The organism is Microbacterium aurugineum (assembly GCF_023101205.1).
GTDB classification, from domain to species: domain Bacteria; phylum Actinomycetota; class Actinomycetes; order Actinomycetales; family Microbacteriaceae; genus Microbacterium; species Microbacterium aurugineum.
In genome coordinates this window covers 2,448,153-2,466,994 of the sequence record NZ_CP078078.1, presented here as the reverse complement: position 1 = coordinate 2,466,994, position 18,842 = coordinate 2,448,153, and the positions used below count along the sequence as shown (strand labels likewise).

17 protein-coding genes are annotated in these 18,842 nt (G+C 69.6%); 6 read left to right on the top strand and 11 right to left on the bottom strand.

The genetic code is table 11. The features are described from left to right. Positions 1-624, top strand: a complete 624-nt coding sequence (locus tag KV397_RS11895) for a response regulator transcription factor (RefSeq protein WP_261812673.1) — start codon at positions 1-3, stop codon at positions 622-624. A gap of 85 nt (positions 625-709) precedes the next feature. After that, positions 710-1,084, top strand: a complete 375-nt coding sequence (locus KV397_RS11890; RefSeq protein WP_047522708.1) for a VOC family protein — start codon at positions 710-712, stop codon at positions 1,082-1,084. On the opposite strand, the gene KV397_RS11885 is transcribed toward KV397_RS11890, so the two are convergent. From KV397_RS11885 to KV397_RS11875, 3 genes are read right to left on the bottom strand one after another with little or no spacing between them, the layout of a single operon-like run. Then, on the bottom strand, positions 1,081-1,470 hold the full coding sequence (locus tag KV397_RS11885) for a VOC family protein (protein ID WP_261811350.1): 390 nt from the start codon (positions 1,468-1,470) through the stop codon (positions 1,081-1,083). The genes KV397_RS11890 and KV397_RS11885 overlap by 4 nt on opposite strands. A 26-nt stretch (positions 1,471-1,496) precedes the next feature. Next, complete coding sequence (locus KV397_RS11880; RefSeq protein WP_131494429.1) at positions 1,497-2,351, bottom strand: PhzF family phenazine biosynthesis protein; 855 nt, start codon at positions 2,349-2,351, stop codon at positions 1,497-1,499. Positions 2,352-2,378: 27 nt separating this feature from the next. Beyond that, complete coding sequence (locus KV397_RS11875) at positions 2,379-4,028, bottom strand: thiamine pyrophosphate-binding protein (RefSeq protein WP_261811349.1); 1,650 nt, start codon at positions 4,026-4,028, stop codon at positions 2,379-2,381. A 162-nt stretch (positions 4,029-4,190) separates the two neighbouring features. On the opposite strand from KV397_RS11875, the gene KV397_RS11870 reads away from it, so the two are divergent. Beyond that, the gene (locus KV397_RS11870; RefSeq protein ID WP_047522748.1) at positions 4,191-4,700 is read left to right on the top strand and encodes a phosphoribosyltransferase; all 510 of its coding nucleotides are present in this window, start codon (positions 4,191-4,193) and stop codon (positions 4,698-4,700) included. 7 nt (positions 4,701-4,707) lie between these two features. Here the strand turns inward: KV397_RS11870 and KV397_RS11865 are convergent, their stop codons facing one another. After that, a complete protein-coding gene (locus KV397_RS11865) occupies positions 4,708-6,231 on the bottom strand; it encodes an ATP-dependent DNA ligase (protein ID WP_261811348.1) in 1,524 nt (507 codons plus the stop codon). Positions 6,232-6,363: 132 nt separating this feature from the next. Between KV397_RS11865 and KV397_RS11860 the strand changes: the two genes are divergently transcribed. Beyond that, complete coding sequence (locus KV397_RS11860; protein ID WP_261811347.1) at positions 6,364-6,765, top strand: hypothetical protein; 402 nt, start codon at positions 6,364-6,366, stop codon at positions 6,763-6,765. A 7-nt stretch (positions 6,766-6,772) separates the two neighbouring features. Beyond that, positions 6,773-11,563, top strand: a complete 4,791-nt coding sequence (locus tag KV397_RS11855) for a DUF4132 domain-containing protein (protein ID WP_261811346.1) — start codon at positions 6,773-6,775, stop codon at positions 11,561-11,563. Positions 11,564-11,572: 9 nt separating this feature from the next. Here the strand turns inward: KV397_RS11855 and KV397_RS11850 are convergent, their stop codons facing one another. The 7 genes from KV397_RS11850 to KV397_RS11820 all read right to left on the bottom strand — a co-directional run bounded on the left by KV397_RS11850 (position 11,573) and on the right by KV397_RS11820 (position 16,657). Beyond that, positions 11,573-12,343 carry an enoyl-CoA hydratase/isomerase family protein gene (locus tag KV397_RS11850; protein ID WP_248569650.1) on the bottom strand — a complete coding sequence of 257 codons (771 nt, stop codon included), beginning with the start codon at positions 12,341-12,343 and terminating at the stop codon, positions 11,573-11,575. 13 nt (positions 12,344-12,356) lie between these two features. Next, positions 12,357-13,535: a 1,2-phenylacetyl-CoA epoxidase subunit PaaE gene (gene paaE / locus KV397_RS11845; RefSeq protein ID WP_261811345.1), complete on the bottom strand. Its 1,179-nt coding sequence runs from the start codon at positions 13,533-13,535 to the stop codon at positions 12,357-12,359. A gap of 1 nt (position 13,536) precedes the next feature. Then, entirely contained in the window at positions 13,537-14,031 is a 495-nt protein-coding gene (gene paaD, locus KV397_RS11840) for a 1,2-phenylacetyl-CoA epoxidase subunit PaaD (RefSeq protein WP_047522724.1), read from the bottom strand. Beyond that, positions 14,025-14,876 (bottom strand): 1,2-phenylacetyl-CoA epoxidase subunit PaaC, encoded by an 852-nt coding sequence (gene paaC, locus KV397_RS11835; RefSeq protein ID WP_261811344.1) that lies wholly within the window; start codon positions 14,874-14,876, stop codon positions 14,025-14,027. Before paaC ends, paaD begins: the two co-directional genes overlap by 7 nt. Then, on the bottom strand, positions 14,873-15,178 hold the full coding sequence (gene paaB / locus KV397_RS11830; protein WP_029262355.1) for a 1,2-phenylacetyl-CoA epoxidase subunit PaaB: 306 nt from the start codon (positions 15,176-15,178) through the stop codon (positions 14,873-14,875). Before paaB ends, paaC begins: the two co-directional genes overlap by 4 nt. Next, positions 15,178-16,152 carry a 1,2-phenylacetyl-CoA epoxidase subunit PaaA gene (gene paaA / locus KV397_RS11825; protein ID WP_261811343.1) on the bottom strand — a complete coding sequence of 325 codons (975 nt, stop codon included), beginning with the start codon at positions 16,150-16,152 and terminating at the stop codon, positions 15,178-15,180. Before paaA ends, paaB begins: the two co-directional genes overlap by 1 nt. Positions 16,153-16,237: 85 nt before the next feature. Further along, positions 16,238-16,657 carry a pilus assembly protein CpaE gene (locus KV397_RS11820; protein ID WP_153243736.1) on the bottom strand — a complete coding sequence of 140 codons (420 nt, stop codon included), beginning with the start codon at positions 16,655-16,657 and terminating at the stop codon, positions 16,238-16,240. Between the two features lie 60 nt (positions 16,658-16,717). On the opposite strand from KV397_RS11820, the gene KV397_RS11815 reads away from it, so the two are divergent. Beyond that, positions 16,718-18,841 (top strand): RecQ family ATP-dependent DNA helicase, encoded by a 2,124-nt coding sequence (locus tag KV397_RS11815; RefSeq protein ID WP_131494421.1) that lies wholly within the window; start codon positions 16,718-16,720, stop codon positions 18,839-18,841. Position 18,842: the final 1 nt, after the last annotated feature.

The window sequence follows — 18,842 nt, the reverse complement described above, 5'->3', positions numbered from 1 at the left end:
ATGTCGCAGGACGGCCGCACGATCCGTCTGCTGATCGCCGACGATCAGGCGCTGGTGCGCGGGGCGCTCGGAGCCCTGCTGGATCTGGAGCCCGACCTCGACGTGATCGGCATGGCCTCCGAGGGAGCAGAGGCGGTGCGGCTCGCGACGGAGCTGCGACCGGATGTGTGCCTGATGGACATCCAGATGCCGGGGATGGACGGTGTGGAGGCGACGCGCCGCATCCGCGAGGCGAGTGCCGGGACGCGGGTGCTCGTCGTCACGACCTTCGCCCGACCGGGCTACCTGCGCTCGGCGTTGGACGCCGGGGCGAGCGGCTTCATCGTGAAGGACACCCCGGCCGAACAGCTCGCGGAGGCTGTGCGTCGGGTGCATGCAGGGCTTCGCGTGCTCGATCCCGTGCTCGCGGCGGACAGCCTGTTCGAGGGAGCCAACCCGCTGAGCGATCGGGAGCAGCAGGTGCTCCGCCTCGCGGCGGACGGACGCTCAGCGGCGGCGATCGCCGCCGAGGTGTTCCTCTCCGCGGGCACGGTGCGCAACCACCTGTCCGCGGCGATCGGGAAGACCGGGGCGGGCAACCGGGCCCAGGCGGTGCAGATCGCACTCGACAAGGGATGGATCTGACGATCCGGACCCCGCTCTGCGGCGATGTCGGTGCCCGCGCGTACCGTGGATGCCGACGGGCGAAGGCGCCCGAGAGGAGGGTGTGATGGACTGGAAGATCGAACTCATCTTCGTGCCGGTGACCGATGTGGACCGGTCGAAGGCCTTCTACGAAAAGGTCGGCTTCCACGCGGACTGGGACCAGACTCCGGTCGAAGGACTCCGCTTCGTGCAGATGACGCCGCCCGGATCGGCATGCTCGATCGCTTTCGGCACGGGGCTGGGCATCGACCTCGAGCCCGGGAAGCAGAACACGATCCAGGTCGTGATCCCGGATGCGGACGAGGCCCTTGCTCACCTGAAGGGGCTCGGTGTCGAGGCGCGAGGGGTCGACGAACTCGCGTGGGGGCGTTTCGTGTCCTTCGACGATCCCGACGGCAACTCCTGGACGCTGCAGGAGCTTCCCGACTACGGCGCCTAGCGTTCCGCGACCACCTCGATCTTGAACCCGGAGGCGTTTTCGAGCCATCCGGCGTAGTGCTGGTCTCCGCCCGCGTGAGGGTAGCGGTCTGCGTAGAGCGGGCGCCAACCCCGGTCGGCTGCCTCAGCCATGATCGCGTCCACATCGCTCCGGGCACCACCCTGGAACGCGAGGTGGTTGAGTCCCGCGCGTCGGCGGTCGTGCACCGCATCGGAGAGGTTCGGCGAGGTCGTGAGGGTGAGGTAGGCGCCACCACCGGTCCAGGTTTCCCCCTCGGTCCACGCGTCTGCCCTCGTGAAACCGAGCCTGGAGAGGATCCAGCCCCACTCTGATCGAACGGCATCGAGGTCGACGATCCACAGCTCGACGTGATGGAGTCCCGGCATCTTCCGAGTCTGTCAGAGTGACCGCGTCACTCGATGCGGGTGGCGCCTCCGGAGACGACGATGCCGCCCCGCTCCGGGATCGTGACCAGGAGTTCGCTGGGGCGCCCGACGTGCGCGCCCTGGCGGATGCGTGTCGTGGACAGGGGGACACCTCGGTGCCTCAGATACGCTCCCGTCGCTGCGGCCGCGGAACCGGTAGCCGGATCCTCGGTGATGCGTCCGACCGGGAACAGGTTCCTCGCCTCGATCTCGGCGGGGTCGTCGGCATGGAGCACCGTCACTGTCCCGAGCCAGCCCTGATCCCGCATGAGGGCGGCGACGTCGGCCGGGGCGAAGCGGAACTGATGGAACAGCTCCCGGTCCGCCAGGAAGACGATCGGATGCCAGTTGCCCGCGAACGCCTCCTGCACCGGGAATCGCGGATCCAGGTCGGAGGGGAGGAGCCCGAGCAGCGCCAGCAGCCGGTCGCGCACGCCCACTTCGAGATCACGCACCTCCGGCTCCACGCTCGTGAACGACACGGTGACGGTTCCGTTCGCATCCGTCTCCGACTGCAGCGTCACCCTCCCCGCCGCGGTGTCGAAGACCACGGTTCCCGGCCCATCCCGTTCAGCGAGAGCAACCGCGGTCGCCACGGTCGCATGACCGCAGAAGGGCACCTCTGCAGCCGGGGACCAGTACCGCACCCGAACCCGAGGTGCGCCGTCGTGTGAGTCGGTGCCCACCAGGAACGCCGTCTCGGAGAACCCGACGTCCGCGGCGATCCGCTGCATCGTGTCGTCGTCGAGGGCGGATGCGTCGAGGACGACTCCGGCGGGGTTGCCGCCGCCGGGCGTGGCCGCGAAGGCGCTGTATCGCAGGACCTGCGTGTGATCGGGCATGGCGAGGAGCCTACTGGACCGCCGTGGTCAGGAGTTCACGCGAATGATCTCCTGCTGGTACGGGGCGATGACATCCCCGGAGATGCGCAGGTCGAGCAGCAGGAACCGACGCGACGAGGGGGCTTCGGCGGTCCATGCCTCGAGTCGATCGAGGTCGGCGAGGGTGCGCACGACGACACCTTCTGCGCCGACGGCGGCACCGAAAGCCGCGAAGTCGACCTCCGGGATGCGCATCGGGGCCTCTGCCAGCCCCTTGAGGCCGTACAGGTTCACCTCGGCACCGTACGCCGCATCGTTCCACACGACGGCCATCCCCCGGCCGCCGGCTGCGCGGACCGCGGATTCCAGGTCGGCGATCGCCATCAGTCCGCCGCCGTCCCCGGAGGTGAGGACGATGGTCGACTCGCGCCGTGCCAGGGCGGCACCGACGACGCTCGGCCAGCCTTGACCGATCGACTGGAATGCGGTGCCGACCATCATCATGCGATCGGGCGCGGCGACCGGCCAGTACATGTTCGCCCATCCGATGAAGTGCCCGCCGTCGGAGACCACGATCCGATCTTCGGGGAGCATCTCGGCGATGCGCCGCGCCGCGGAGCGCGGGTCGAGGCGCCCGTCGGGGGCGAGGTCGTCCCCGTCGTCGTAGGCGCGGGCGGAGGCGACATCGACGCTCTCCCGCCAGGGGGCGGCGATCGTGGTCGTGCCGATGCGGTCCACGAGTGCTTCGGCAGCGAGTCGCGCGTCCGCGCGGACGAAGCCGCCGACGTGTGCGTGCGTCGCCGCGGGTGCGATGTCGATCTGGAACACCGTCGTGCCCGGCGCGAACAGCTCTCCGAATCGCATCGTGAACTGGTTCAGTGACGCGCCGAACACGACGGCGACGTCGGCAGTGTGAATCAGTTCCATCGCGCCGTCCGCACCGAAGCCGCCGGTCACACCCAGGTCGTACTTCGTCTCGGGGAACACTCCACGACCGAGGGCGGACGACGCGGTCAGCGCGCCGGTGGCCTTGGCGAGCTCGCCCAGGGCCGTGCTCGCGCTGGAGAGCCAGGCGCCGCGGCCGGCGAGCAGGAACGGGCGTTCGGCGCCGGCCAGGGCGGCGGCGATCTGGTCGAGCATCCCCTCGGCGAACTCCCCGCGCGGGGCGAGCGGCGCTGGAACGCGCGGCGACGGAGCAGCGGGCACCTCCCCGGCTTCGAGAGAGGCCACGTCATAGGGGATCGCCAGCACGACGGGAACCCGATACGTGAGGGCGTGCTCGATCGCGATGACGGTGGTGGCCGCGGCGTCCGCACGACCGACGGTATACGTGCGCGCGCCGACGGCCGAGGCGAGCGCGATCTGATCGACGTCCCACGGACGGGGACCCGAGGTGGGTTCATCGCCGACCACGAGCACGAGCGGCACGTGCGCCTGCACGGACTCGGCGAGGGCGGTGAGCGTGTTGGTGAAGCCGGCGCCATACGTCGAGGTGCCCGCGGCGATCCGCCCGGATGCGCGGAAGTGGGCATCGGCGGCGACCACGGCGCCCTGCTCGTGGCGGACGGCGGTGAACGTGGCCTCCGTCTGCTTCTCGAGCGCATCGAGGAAGTAGGCGTTGCCGTTTCCCATCACCCCGAAGACGGCGTCGATGTGCTGGGCGAGGGTGAGGGCGACGTGCGCGGACACGGTGGGCATGCGAAAGCCTTTCGAGACAGGGACGGAGGAACTGCGGGATCCGTATGTGTCTCGCCTCCGCGTCGTCGTGGAGTGCTTCGTGCCTCTTTTTCAGGCACCGGCGTGGCCGGACCCGCCCATTCTACCGGCGGAGGGTGCCGGCCGATGCGGGAGAATGCTCAGATGACAGATGCATCGATCGAGCGCGAGACGCTCACCTGGGATGGCTTCGGAGCGGCGACGCGTGATCTGGCACGGGACATCCTCGCCAGCGGCTTCGAGCCGGAGGTGGTCGTGGCCATCGCGCGGGGCGGTCTGCTTCCGGCCGGTGCCATCGCCTACGGTCTCGGTGCGAAGAACTGTGGTGCGATCAACGTCGAGTTCTACACCGGGATCGGCACGGTGCTCGATGCGCCCGAGGTGCTTCCGCCGGAGCTCGACATGGCGTACCTCGACGGACGCCGGGTGCTGCTCGTGGACGACGTCGCCGACTCCGGGCGTACGCTCGCGCTCGCCGTGCAACTGCTGAAGGACAAGGGTGCCGACGTGCGGTCCGTCACGATCTACACCAAGCCGTCGACCATCATCCAGCCCGACTTCGCCTGGAAGGACACCGACCTCTGGATCAACTTCCCGTGGTCTTTCCGCGGCACCGTGCGCGAAGAGGATCTCGGGCTGGCGCCCTCGGCCTGATCGCGCGTCACCCGCGCAGCAGCGCCCGAAGCGCCTGGATCGTGTCGGCCTCACCCGGCGACTTGTCGTCCCGGTACCCCTTGACCCGCGCGAAGCGCAGGGCGAGACCCCCCGGATAGCGCGGGGAGCGCTGCACGCCGTCGATCGCGATCTCCACGACGATCTCCGGGCGCAGGAACACGGTCGAGGCCGTGCGGTGCGACTCGTGCTCGGGGAAGTGCTCGGTCTGCCACTTCAGCAGCTCATCGGTGAGGCCCTTGAACGTCTTGCCGACCATGACGAACCCGCCGGGGTCGCCGAACTCGCCTTCCGGGTCGCGGGCGCCCAGGTGCAGGTTCGACAGCCAACCGCGACGGCGGCCGGAACCCCACTCCGCGCCGAGGACCACCAGATCGAAGGTCAGCACGGGTTTGACCTTGACCCACGACTTGCCTCGGCGACCGGCCGCGTAGGGGGCGTCGATCGCCTTGACCACGACTCCCTCATGGCCCGCGGCGAGGGCGTCGCGCGAGAGACGCTCGGCGGCCTCCGGATCGGCGGTGACGAGCCCGGGCATCCGCCAGTCGCCGGCCACGCGTTCCAGCTCTGCCAGCCGCACGGAGAGTGGCTCGTCGAGCAGGTCGCGCCCATCCACGTGCAGCACGTCGAAGAACCACGGCCGTAGCACGAGGTCTCTCGACACCTCGGCCCCGAACCGCGACATCGTCTCCTGGAATGGGCGCGGCCCTCCGTCTTCATCGAGCGAGAGCGTCTCGCCGTCGAGGATGACATCGTTCACCGGAAGCGCACGCACGACCTCGACGAGCTCCGGCACACGGTGCGTGATGTCGGCCAGACTCCGGGTGTAGACGCCGACGTCGTCTCCCTGACGGTGCACTTGGATGCGGGCGCCGTCGAGCTTGTACTCGACCGACGCCTCACCCGTGATCTCGAGCGCCGCAGTCGTCGTCGCCGCGGTCGCCGCGAGCATCGGGAGCACGGGGCGCCCGACCTGCAGTCCGACGGATTCGAGGTCTTCTGCGGTTCCGGTGAGGGCGATGCGGGCGGTCTCGCCGAGGTCGCCCGACAACATCGCCGCGCGGCGCACGACGGCGGCCGGACGGTCGGAGGCCCGCGCGATCGCATCGAGGAGCACTCCCGACAGGGCCCCGGTGCGCAGCTCGCCGAGCATCGCGCGAACCAGGAAGTCCCACTCCGAGGCCGTGGCGCGCGCAGCCAGATCGACGAGGATGCCGGTGCGGGCGGCGGCCGAACCGGAACCGGAGGTCGCGGCCAGCACGTCGAGCACGGCATCGACGTCGCCGACGCTCAGCAAGGGATCGTCGGCATGCGTGATGTCGAGAGCCGTGAGTCCGCGCCATCCGACGCCGAGCCGGCCCTGCCGCGGCGAGGCGAGCAGCAGTCCCATCAGCGCGGGCAGCTCGGATGGATCCGCGCGCGCGAGCAGCTCGGCCAGGGCGTCGGTCTTGTCGAGCCGGGACGACGTGGCCCCGACGCGATCGGCTGTGGTGACCAGCTCTGCGAGCATCATCTGGGCATTCTCGCACCGGCGTCCGACAATCGCGCGGTGCTCAGGGGAGACCTGAGGGGCCGGGGAGAGCGCGAGCGACCGTGGGCGTCGGTGCGTCCGGAGATGTCCGAGGCGCATGCCAGAATGAGGCGCATGATCGTCGAGACCGCCACGCTGGGCAGCCGTGCGGTCGGCGAGGCGCTCGATCTTCCCGAACTCGACGGCGACCGTTCGCTGCGAATGCTGCTGCGCACCCTCGTCGAGCAAGGGCTCGTCGCGTACGAGGCGCATCGTTCGCGTTCGGCTCTGCTGCACATCCTCACGCCCGCCGATCTGGTCGAGGGCGCGTCCACAGGCCGCTACGGGCGCGAGCCTCGCGAACTCCCTGCTCCTCCGACCTTCGATACCGCCTACATCCGCGCGGTCGAGGCGTTCAACGACGAACTTTTCTTCGCCTTTCTGGACGATGTCCGGATCACCGACCTCGACGACATCGTCACGATCGAACCGCGATCCCGCCTCCGGCTGGTGCGGTTGGTCGCGCTGACGGGATAGGAACTCAGTGCTGACCGCCGAACTGGCCAACCAAGAACTGCAGAAGAAGTGCTCCTGCGATCACAACGGTCGGAAGCCGATCCGTGCGAGCGGGATTCTGGCCCCACGTCTCGCTCGACGCATCGCGGAGAATCTGAACGATCGGTCGGGAGACTTCGACGCCGTCGTCCGCGAGGAGATCACACAGGCAGCGACGTCACTCGCCACCGAACTCGATCAGCTCTCCGATGCAAAACTCCGTAGCGTCCTCGTCGCGCTGTGCCCTCCGCTCGGAACCGAGCTGGCGGCCTGGTGGGAGAAGGCGAGGTCCGAGCGCTCCGCCGACCCCCTGTCGTCGAGGTGGGCGACGCTCGTCACACTGCTGAAGCACGTCAACCACTACCCACATCCGGTCGAGTGGCAGGCGAGCTGGCTGGTGTACTTCGGGGAGTACACGCCGCTGGGCGAGGTCTTCGCCTCGGCGCTCGATGCCGGTAATAGCGAGGTGCGACGCATCCTCATCGACAGTCTCGAGGGCACGCATCCGGTCGGCGGCCCGTCACGGGAGGGCTACCGATCGCTGCTGGCGGCGCATGACCTCGCGGCGTGGGAGTTCGTCGGCAGGCAGCTACTGGAGGCAGGGCGGGCCGAGGGGCTGCGGCAGACGATCCTTGAAGCGGCCTCCGGTGGTCACCCCGATGCGTTCGCATTGCTGCTCGAGCTCGTCGTCGAGAACGACCTCGTGCGGTTCTCCAGCACGATCCGCGCGCTTACGGAGTGGGTGCAGGAGCCGTTCGACACGCGACGGTCCGCTCAGGCTGCAGAAGCCCTCGCGACGCTTGCGAAGGTCATGCGAACCCCTCTCTCGACCGAGCAGCTGCGCACAGGTTCGCCTGCCGAGGCATTCCTCGGACTGTGGGCGCTCGCGTTCCGCGACATCGATGCGACCATCGCCGCCGCCTCCGTGCTCCTCGCCGAACCCGACGCGGGGAAGCGTCTCGCGGCGGCGCGGATTCTCGTCATGCTCGCTCGCCCCGCCACCGCCGATGTTCTCGAGAGGGCCTTCGCGGATGAAGACCTCGCAGTGCTCCGCACCGTGCTGGGAGCCTGGTGGGTCGACCATGGTCTCGTACGCGGGCCGGCTCCGCTCTCGGAGGGAGCGCTCTCCGTGCTACGAGAGCGCGCGCACGGGGTAGGGGTTTCGCAGAACATCGACACGGGAATCCTGGTGCCTCGCGTCGAGGCTCTGAAGCGGTCGGACCTCGTCGACCTCCTCACGGCGGCTTCGGGCCCCGATGAGATTGACCTCACTATCGCGTCAGCGGACGCGCGCCGGTACGCGGTGGCGAAGTTCGCCAAGAACCTGAGCAAGTATCGTGCGGAGCTCTTTGCTCTTGCACTGGACGCCTCCTGGCACGTGCGCACCCCAGCTCGCGTTGCCCTCGAGGTCGATGAGATCACTGGTGCGGAGGCGCTGCTGCTCGAGAAGGCCCTGACGCGCAAGACCGATGACATCCGGAAGACGGCGCTCCGACTTCTGCAGAAGCAGACCCCCGAAGACGTGCGAGCGACACTGGGACGCCTGCGCGCCGGGAAGCCCGAGCAGCGACGCGCAGCCGATGAGCTCGCCGAACTCGCGGGGCTCACGGGGAGCGCCGCGGGAACGCCGCCGATGGACGCGGCGGCGCCGAAGAACGTGGCACCGAAGGACGCCCCCGTCGCCGGCGCGGGCGGGTCGTCGGCCACCGCGCAGCGGCCCGCGCTCCTGCGCTATGGCGTCGAGGACCGCACCCCTGCCATCCGTCCGACCCCGCCGCCGGCATCGCAGTGGGCGATCTACCACCCGGGCGCCCGGCGTATCTGGCAGTCGCTCGGTGCCTGGCTCGACGAGCACGCGAATGTCGAGGTGCACACGCGCGGGGGAGTGGAGCTTCTCTCCAACATCACGAGTATCGCGCGAAACGACGACGGATCGATGCCGCTCGAGGCCCTCGTGCAGCCGTGGTGGGAGCGCGTCAGCGGCGACCTGGTCGACGGCGGTGTCGAACTCGTCCTCCTCCGACTGCTCCGTGCCGGCGGAGACGCGCGGGCGCGGCAGGTACTCGGAGACCTGGGGGAGGAGACCGCGACGACGAACCGCCAGCTCCGCGTCGCTCTGCTCGGACATCTGGCTCGTCGGGAATGGCGGCCGACCTGGGTGGAGCCGGTGCTCGACCTGATCGAGCTAGAAGCATCGGAGCTGCCGAGCGGAGCGCTCATCGGCCCGCGGAATGTGCGGTTCAACGAGGATCGCGCGCGCGTCGGATCCGATCCGCGCGAGAACCTCGTCACCGTTGATCTCGCGCGCGGCTATCTGGATCCCGCCGTGCTCGACGACGGGCAACTGACGCGGTTGTGGCGGACGCTCCGCTTCCTCGACGAGCCGGAGGGCGCCGTCGATCAGTGGGACGGACCGAGGGTCGAACTCACTGATCCGTCCCGGCGGGGCGTGGTGGAGATGGTCGTCGATCAGCCGTTCCGGTTCCGTCCACCTGTCAACATCGTGACCGAGGCGTTCGAGCGGGGCATCGCCAGCCGTGCGGACCTCGTCGACCTCGTCGTGACCCGGCCCGCGCTGCGCTGCGAACTCCGCAACGGCGACACGAACCCCCTGGCGCAATTCAGCGGGATCACGTCGGCCTCTCCTCAGGTTCAGGCGGTCGTGGACGGCGTACAGCGCGCGGTGGTCGACCTCGAGCTTCCCCGGGGTGAGTTCGAGACGCCGTTCTCGGAGATGGCCATGTCGCTGCAGCGGGCGACCGGTGCCGAGAGCCTGGTCGCCGTGCTCCGCGCGCTGGGGCGTCGCCCCTTCGTGCGTCGTTACCTGTACGCCAAGGAGCGGGAGGGCGTGTTCTCGTACCTCGTGCGGATCCACCACCCTGCCGCCGACGACACCGCCGAGACCGTGGCCCGCGCCTTCGCCGGCGCGAAGATCCCGGAGAGTCGGATCATCGAGACCGCGATGTACTCTCCGCAGTGGGCGCAGCTGTTCGAGGAGTACCTCGGCTGGCCGGGGTTCGCTTCTGCGGTCTGGTGGATCCACGCGCACACCCCGGTGGACGGGCACGAGATCGGAGTCCGGATCCGCAAGGAGCGATCGAGTGAGATCCAGCGGCGCACCCCGGTGTCCGAGGAGGATCGCGAACGAGGCAGCTCCGACGTCGAGTGGTTCTCGCGGATGCACGCGGAGCTGGGCGACGACCGGCTCGATCGCATCCTCAAGGCCGCGAAGTACGCGTCGTCGGCCGGGCAGCACACGCAGGCGGAGCTGTTCGCGAACGTGCTGCGTGGCCGGACCGGTGAAGACGAGCTGCTCCCGCGCATGCACGAGAAGCGGCACCAGGATGCCGTCCGCGCCTACGGCCTGCTGCCGTTGTCGGGCGATCCGGACGAGCTGCTGCGCCGCTACGAGGTGCTTCGCGGCTTCGTCCGTACGGGCAAGACCTCCGGACCGCAGCGTCGCGCAGCCGAGACGGCGGCGGTGCACACCGCGCTGGAGAACCTCGCGCGCGCGGCCGGGTACCGTGATCCGCAGCGTCTGACCTGGGCGATGGAGGCGAGGACCTCCGCAGATCTCGGCCGCGGTGCCGTCACCGCCGTCGACGGCGATGTGACGGTGGGCCTGAGCATCGACGACCTCGGCCTGCCGGTCCTCGAGGTCGACCGCGCCGGGAAGACGCTCGCCGCGGTGCCGGCGAAGAGCCGCAAGGTGGACGAGATCGCGGCCCTGATCGCTCGCGCACGCGAGCTCAAGAAGCAGACGCAGCGGATGCGCGAATCCCTCGAGGCCGCCTGTGTGCTCGGTGACGTCATCGATGCGGAGGAGCTGGCACTCCTGCAGGCGCATCCCGTCCTGGGCCGCATGCTGCCGGAACTGGTGATGGTCGACGGTGAGGGTCGGGCCGGATTCCTCAGCGCGGCAGGAGACGAGCTCGTGCTCGCCGACGAATCGGTGATCCGTGCCGTCGGCGGTCTGCGCATCGCTCATCCGCTGGATCTGCTGGCGAGCGGCGATTGGCCCGATCTGCAGCACGCGGTCATGACCCGCGGTCGGCCGCAGCCGTTCAAGCAGGTCTTCCGCGAACTGTACGTCCTCAACGACAACGAGCAGACCGAGCAGGGTATCTCGTCGCGGAGGTATGTCGGCCACCAGCTCGATTCGCGTCGGGCCTCCGCGCTGTTCACCGCTCGCGGTTGGGTGCGCGACTACGGGTTCGGCTACGAGCGCACCTTCCACAACGAGAAGATCACCGCGTTCTGCAACACCTCGGGTGGTTGGGGGACCCCGGGCGAGGTCGAAGAGGCCGTGACCGACGACGTCCGGTTCGGGCACGTCGGTTCGCGTCTCGCGATCCCGCTGTCGGAGGTCCCCCCACGGGTGTTCTCCGAGGCGATGCGAGACCTTGATCTCGTGGTGTCGGTCGCCCATGTGAGCGGTGTCGACCCGCAGAGCTCAGAGTCGACAATCGAGCTGAGAGCGCGCATCGTCGACGAGACCTGCCGGCTCCTGGGCATGCGGAACGTCGAGACCGACGGGCATCACGTGCGCATCAAGGGCGCGCTGGGCACGTACTCGGTTCACCTCGGATCGGGCATCGTGCATCGCATCCCCGGCAACACGCTGTTCATCATCCCGGTGAGCGCGCAGCACCGTGGGCGGGTCTTCCTCCCGTTCGTCGACGATGATCCGCGGACGGCGGAGATCGTGTCGAAGGTCGTGATGCTCGCCGCCGACGACAAGATCAAGGACCCGACGATCCTGAGTCAGCTGGTGCGCTGACCGGCGCGCTCAGTGCCCGCGGAACTCCGGCTTCCGCTTCTCCTGGAAGGCGGCGAACCCTTCGCGGTAGTCGGAGGTGTCGCAGAGGGCGGCCTGCGCGGCGTTCTCGATGCCCACCGCATCCCACAGCGTGAGCCGCTCGTCTCGGATGCGGGCGACCAGCTCCTTGCTCGCGAGGAAGGCTGCGGTGGCTCCGCGCGCGGCGGCGGCAGCGGCATCGGTCGTCGCCTGCACGACCTCGTCGTCGGGGAAGGCGCGCGAGAAGAGGCCGGACGCCACGGCCTCGGCCCCGCTCATCAGGCGCCCCGTGTAGATCAGGTCGAGCGTCTTGTGCGCGCCGAGCCGGTCGAGGAAGAGCGCGTGGCCGCCGGAGTCGAGCGTCGCACCGAGCGCCGCGAACGGGGAGCCGACCTTCGCCGACTCGGCCACGTACACGACATCGGTCGCGATCAGGAGACCGAGCCCCACGCCGAGGCAGGCGCCGTGGGCGACCGCGAACGTCGGGGCGGGGAACCGGGACATCCGTTGCAGCAGCGGCGTCACGAGGCCGCCGAGGTAGCCGAGCACATCGTCGTCCCGGGGGTCGACCCCGGAGATGTCACGGCCGGCGCAGAAGGCGCGCCCCTCTCCGCGGAGCACGAGTGCCCGTACACCCGCGCCTTCCGCCTCGATGTATGCGGATTCCAACTCGGCGAGGGCCCGCTCGTCGAGCGCATTCAGCTTCGACGGCGCGTTCAGCACGATCGTCGCGACGTCGTCGGCGATGGTGAGGTCGATCATGGGGGCCTCCGGGTCAGACGTCGTAGTCCACGACCACGCGGTCGCTGGTCGGATGGGACTGGCAGGTGAGCACGAATCCGCGCTCGAGTTCGTCGGGCTCCAGGGCGTAGTTCTCGGTCATGGTGACGCTGCCCTCGAGCACCCGGGCGCGGCAGGTCCCGCAGACGCCGCCCGCGCAGGCGAACGGAGCATCGGGGCGCACGCGCAACGCCGCGTTGAGCACCGACTCATGCGCATCCACCGGACTCTCCACGGTCGAGGAGACACCGTCGAGGGTGACTTCGATGCGTACGGTCTTCTCGCCGGCACGCACCTGCACCGGCCGGGCCGCACGTGCCGGTTCGTCACCGGTCGTGAACAGTTCGAACCGGATGTGGGAGCGATCGACTCCGACGTCGGCGAGCACCTCGCGACAGAGATCGACCAGGGCGAGCGGCCCGCACAGGAACCACTCGTCGACGGTCGACGGCGGGATGAGCGTACCGAGGATCGTGCGGAGCTTCTCTTCGTCGATCCGCCCGGAGAGCACCGGCGCCGCGCGCTGCTCACGGGACAGCACATGGTGCAGCACGAGCCGGGTCGGGTAGCGGTCCTTGAGGTCGGCGAGGTCTTCCAAGAACATCACGTCGAGCGTCGCCCGGTTCGTGTACAGCAGGGTGAACCGCGACGAGTCGGACCGGTTCAGCACCGTGTGCGCGAGCGCCATCAGCGGCGTGATGCCGGAACCGGCGGCGATCCCCACCACGTGACGGTCATCGAGGTCGTCGAGCGCCGAGGTGAAGGTGCCCTGGGGGCTCATCACGTCGATCTCGAATCCGGCGTGCAGGCCGGTCTGGGCCCAGGTGGAGAAGAGCCCGCCCTCGTCACGCTTCACGGCGACGCTCAGCCGGGTGTCCTGTCCGTCGTCACGGTGCTCCGGGGCGCGGCACAGCGAGTAGGAGCGCCGCACCTCGGTGCCGTCGAGGGTCGTGCGCAGCGCCACGTACTGACCGGGAAGGTGGTCGTACTCGTCGGCGAGGGCCGCCGGCACGGTGAAGGTCACCTCGACCGAGTCGTCGGTGAGCGGACGCACGTCTTCGACGACGAGCGTGTGGAACCGGGCGCGCGTGCGGGGTGCGGCGGCGCGGGGTGCGGCGGCGCGGGGCGCAGCTGCGCGCGGAACGGGCGGCGGAGCGGAGGTGAAGAGCGACATGTCAGTGCACCTTGAAATGGTCGAAGGGCTCGAGGCAGGCACGGCACTCGAACAGCGCCTTGCACGAGGTGGAGCCGAAATGCGAGACCTCACGGGTATCGAGCGAGCCGCACCGGGGGCAGCGCACGCTCAGCGAGACGCGGATGGGGCCGGTCGACACGGCGGCGCGGCCGGAGGGCGGCGCGATGCCGTACTCCGCGAGCTTGGTCTTGCCGGCATCCGTCATCCAGTCCGTCGTCCAGGCGGGGGAGAGGACCAGGCGCACCTCGACCTCGTCGAAGCCGGCCGCGGTGAGGGCGAGCACCACGTCGTCGCGGATCGTGTCCATCGCAGGGCACCCGCTGTAGGTCGGGGTGATGTCGACGTGGACCCGCGTGCCGTCGACCTCGACCGCACGGAGCACGCCGAGGTCCTCGATCGTGAGGACGGGCACCTCGGGGTCGGGGACGGCGGCGGCGATGCGCCAGGCAGCCTGCGTCGGAGTGAGCGTCACCATGTCGCCCCCGGATGCCGTCGCGCGAGCACCTGCATCTCGGCGAGGATGTGACCGAGCGGGGTGGCGTGGGCGCCGTGCCTCCCGCCGGCCGAGGACGGCATGACGGCAGGGATCGACAGTTCCGCCTCGGCGAAGACGGTGTCGACCACGCCGTCGAAACCGGCACGGAGACTCGACGGACGCACGGCCGCAGCGCCGAGCCGGTCGATCAGGTCGTCGTCGCGGAACAGCTCGTCGACATACGGCCAGACATCCCCGAGTGCCCGGATGATCCTGGCGCGCGACTCCTCGGTGCCGCCGGCGAGGCGCAGGACCCACTGGACGGCGTGATCGCGATGGTAGTCGACCTCTTTGAGGGACTTCTCGGCGATCGCCGCGAAGGTCTCGTCACTGCTGGCGCGCAGTGCGGAGTAGAGCTCGAACATGAAGGTGGCGACGACGAACTGCCGGGCGATCGTCTGGGCGAAGTCACCGTTGGGCTGCTGCACGATCCACGCACAGCGGAACTCGGGCTCATCGCGGAAGAAAGCGAGCTCGTCTTCGCTGCGGCCGTCGTACGACCCCGCGTAGTGGAGGAAAGACCGCGCGTGGCCGAGGAGGTCGAGGGCGATGTTGCCCAGCGCGACATCCTCCTCCAGCTCCGGTGCCCGGGAGATCCAGGCGCCGAGCTGCTGCGACAGGATGAGCGCGTCGTCGCCGAGGCGGAGCGCGTACTCGGCGATGTCGGCGGAGGCGGCGATCGCCCCGGTGCCCGAGAGCTCCTGCGAGAGGCGGAGCTCGTCGACCGAGACGTCGCCGTGGACGTCGATGTCCTCGTGCGCGGTTTCCGGGTGCGGGGCGCTCACAGGTGCGGCACTCCCTCTGAAGCCGTGTAGTACACGGCGTGCCGGTAGTTCTTGCCGGCCGGGCTCTCGAAGTAGGCGCCCTTGGCGTCGGGGTCGCTCGTGGTGATCGCCTCCGCCGGTGCGACCCAGATCGAGACGCCCTCACCGCGGCGCGTGTACAGGTCGCGCGCGTTGCGGATCGCCATCTCGGCATCCGGCGCATGGAGCGATCCGACGTGCACGTGGCTCAGCCCGCGGTTCGCGCGGACGAACACCTCCCACAGCGGCCACGGCTCCCGCTCGTCCGCTCCCGGCGTCGCCATCATGCCACCGCCTTGGTCTTCAGGGACTGCTTGCGTGCGTACTCCGCCGCGGCCTCACGGACCCATGCGCCCTCTTCGTGTGCCGTGCGTCGGCGTTCGAGGCGCTCGGCATTGCACGGGCCGTTGCCGCGCACGACCTCGAAGAACTCGTCCCAGTCGATCTCGCCGATCACGTACTGGCCGCTCTCCTCGTCGAAGCGCAGGTCAGGATCGGGCAGAGTCACTCCGAGGATCTCGGCCTGAGGCACGAGCATTCCGACGAAGCGCTGGCGCAGCTCGTCGTTCGAGAACCGCTTGATCTTCCACTTCATCGACTGGGCCGAGTTGGGGGACTGGTCGTCGGGCGGTCCGAACATCGCGAGACTCGGCCAGTACCACCGGTTCACGGCGTCCTGGGCCATCTCGCGCTGCTCCTCGGACCCCTGCATCAGGGTGAGCAGGATCTCGAAGCCCTGCCGCTGGTGGAAGGACTCCTCCTTGCACACGCGCACCATCGCACGGCCGTAGGGGCCGTAGGATGCGCGGCACAGCGGCACCTGGTTGCAGATCGCGGCACCGTCGACCAGCCAGCCGATCGCGCCCATGTCGGCCCAGGTCGGAGTGGGGTAGTTGAAGATCGAGGAGTACTTGGCCTTGCCGCTGATGAGCTGATCCATCATCTCGTCGCGGGTGGTACCCAGGGTCTGGGCGGCGGAGTACAGGTAGAGACCGTGGCCGGCTTCGTCCTGGACCTTCGCCATCAGGATCGCCTTGCGCTTCAGACTCGGGGCGCGGGTGATCCAGTTGCCCTCGGGCTGCATGCCGATGATCTCGGAGTGCGCGTGCTGCGAGATCTGACGGACGAGGGTCTTGCGGTAGGCATCCGGCATCCAGTCGCGCGGTTCGATGCGCTGTTCGTTCGCGATGAGTTCGTCGAAGAGACGCTCCTCATCGGAGAGGTCGCCCACCAGGGACAGGTCTGCGGGACTGGTCATCGTCGACTCCTCAACATCCGGTCATCTTTACTGACCGATCGTTAGGTAATTCTGACACAGAGGAGCATCGGATTCAAGACGGTGCTCAGTGCGAGCGCGAGATCAACGCGAGTAGTGCGCGCCCGTACGCCTCGGCCGGATCCGGATGCTCGAACGAGAGCGCGGCGTCGGCGATCTCGATGTCGACGCGGAAAGCGTCGTCGAGGCGCACCAGCGCGCGGAACGTGCCACGCAGCAGCTCGCGCAGCTGGTCCTCCCTCGGCAGCCACACGGCGTCCGCCAGCGTGACCGCATCGAGCGCCCACTCCGTCGTGCCGTTGAACGCCAGATCCGTGCCACTCGGCGTCTGTCGGGCCTCGATCGTCATCTCGCTGACCGTGAAGACGTCGGCCTCGGCCTCGAGTTCGACCTCGTCCGGCAGATCGAGCTGGAAGCGGTCGCCCTCGGCGGGATGCCAGACGAGCCCGGCCTCTCGCAGGGCGACGGCGAGCTCGCGTGTGATCATCTCCCCACGCTAGACGACGGGACCGCCGACCGTGTCGGCGGCGTGGGGCAGAGTGGGGACATGACCTCCTCCGTCTCCGCCGACACCCGCGAGCCCGCACTCGCCGCCCTGCGCGAACTGGTCGGCCGCCCCGACGCCGATTTCCACGACGGCCAGTACGAGGCGATCGAGGCCTTGGTCGAGGCGCGCCGCCGGGCGCTCGTGGTCCAGCGCACGGGGTGGGGGAAGTCGGCGGTGTACTTCGTCGCGACGCTTCTGCTGCGCAGGCAGGGGGCCGGACCGACGGTGCTCGTCTCGCCGCTGCTGGCACTCATGCGCGACCAGATCGCCGCCGCCGAACGGGCCGGCGTCCGGGCCGTCGCGATCAACTCCACGAACGCCCATGAGTGGACCGACGTGCTCGCGCAGCTCGACCGCGACGAGGTCGACGTGCTGCTTGTCTCACCCGAGCGGCTCAACAATCCCGCGTTCCGCGAGCAGCAGCTCCCCGCGCTGGTGCGTCGCATCGGCATGCTCGTGGTCGACGAGGCGCACTGCATCAGCGACTGGGGGCACGACTTCCGTCCCGACTACCGACGCCTGCGTGACCTCATCGCGCAGATGCCCGCCGACGTGCCGGTGCTCGCGACCACCGCCACGGCGAACAGCCGCGTCGTCGCCGACGTCGCCGAGCAGCTCGGCGCCCTCCAGCCCTCGGGTGAAGCGGCCGCCGAACCGGTGCTCACGATCCGCGGACCGCTCGCGCGCACATCGCTGCGGTTGGGTGTGCTGCGCCTGCGCGACTCGACGAGCCGCCTCGCCTGGCTGCTGAGCCACCTCGATGACCTCCCCGGCTCCGGCATCATCTACACGCTGACCGTCGCGGCCGCCGTCGACACCGCCCGCCTGCTGCGCGACCACGGTCACGACGTGCGCGCCTACACCGGGCAGACCGACACCGAGGAACGCGCCGAATCCGAAGGCCTGCTCAAGCGCAACGAGGTCAAAGCGCTGGTGGCCACGAGTGCCCTGGGGATGGGGTTCGACAAACCCGATCTGGGTTTCGTGCTGCACCTCGGTGCTCCGTCGTCACCCGTGGCGTACTACCAGCAGGTCGGCCGTGCCGGTCGTGCGAGCGAGAGCGCCGACGTGCTGCTGCTGCCCGGCGTCGAAGACCGCGACATCTGGCACTACTTCGCGACGGCGTCGATGCCCGACCGTGAGCGCGCGGAGCGGGTCATCGGCGCCCTCGGTGACACACCGATCTCGACACCGGCGCTCGAGGCGATGGTCGACATCCGCCGCACGCCTCTCGAACTGCTGCTCAAGGTGCTCGATGTCGACGGAGCGGTCCGGCGCGTGCAGGGCGGGTGGGTGTCCACCGGCGAACCATGGAGCTATGACGCGGAGCGCTACGAACGGATCGCCGCCGAGCGTCTCGCCGAGCAGCAGCACATGATCGAGTACGAGCAGACCGACGGGTGCCGCATGGAGTTCCTGCAGCGGGCGCTGGACGATGACACGGCTGCGCCCTGCGGGCGGTGCGACAACTGTGCAGGCGGATGGTTCCCGAAGGAGGTCGGGGAGTCCGCGAGCTCGCAGGCCGCGGAGTCCCTCGACCGGGTGGGTGTCCCGATCGAGCCCCGTCGTGCCTGGCCGACCGGCGCCGACCGGCTCGAGGTGCCGGTCAAGGGGAGGATCCCCGCCGACGAGCAGGCGAGCGAGGGGCGGGCGCTGGCGCGCCTCACCGATCTGGGTTGGGGAGGGGCTCTGCGCGAGATCTTCGCCGCGGGCGCCCCCGACACCGAGGTCACTCCTCAACTGCTCCAGGCGTGCATCCGCGTGCTCGCGGGGTGGGAGTGGGCCGAGCGGCCGGTCGCCGTCGTCGCTCTGCCGTCGCGCTCGCACCCCGTGATGGTCGATTCGCTCGCCCGCGGTCTCGCCGAGGTCGGGCGCCTGCCGTACCTCGGCGCGCTCGAGCCCCTCGGCGGCGGTCCCTCCGGCGGACCGGGCGGGAACAGCGTCTTCCGTCTCGCCGGACTCTGGGATCGCTTGAGCGCTCAGCACCTCGAGGTGCCGTCGGGGCCCGTGCTGCTCGTGGATGATCTGGTGGACAGCCGGTGGACGATGACGGTCGCGGCCCGCGTGCTCCGACAGGCCGGGGCGACCGAGGTTCTGCCCTTCGCGCTGGCGCTGCGCGGATGAC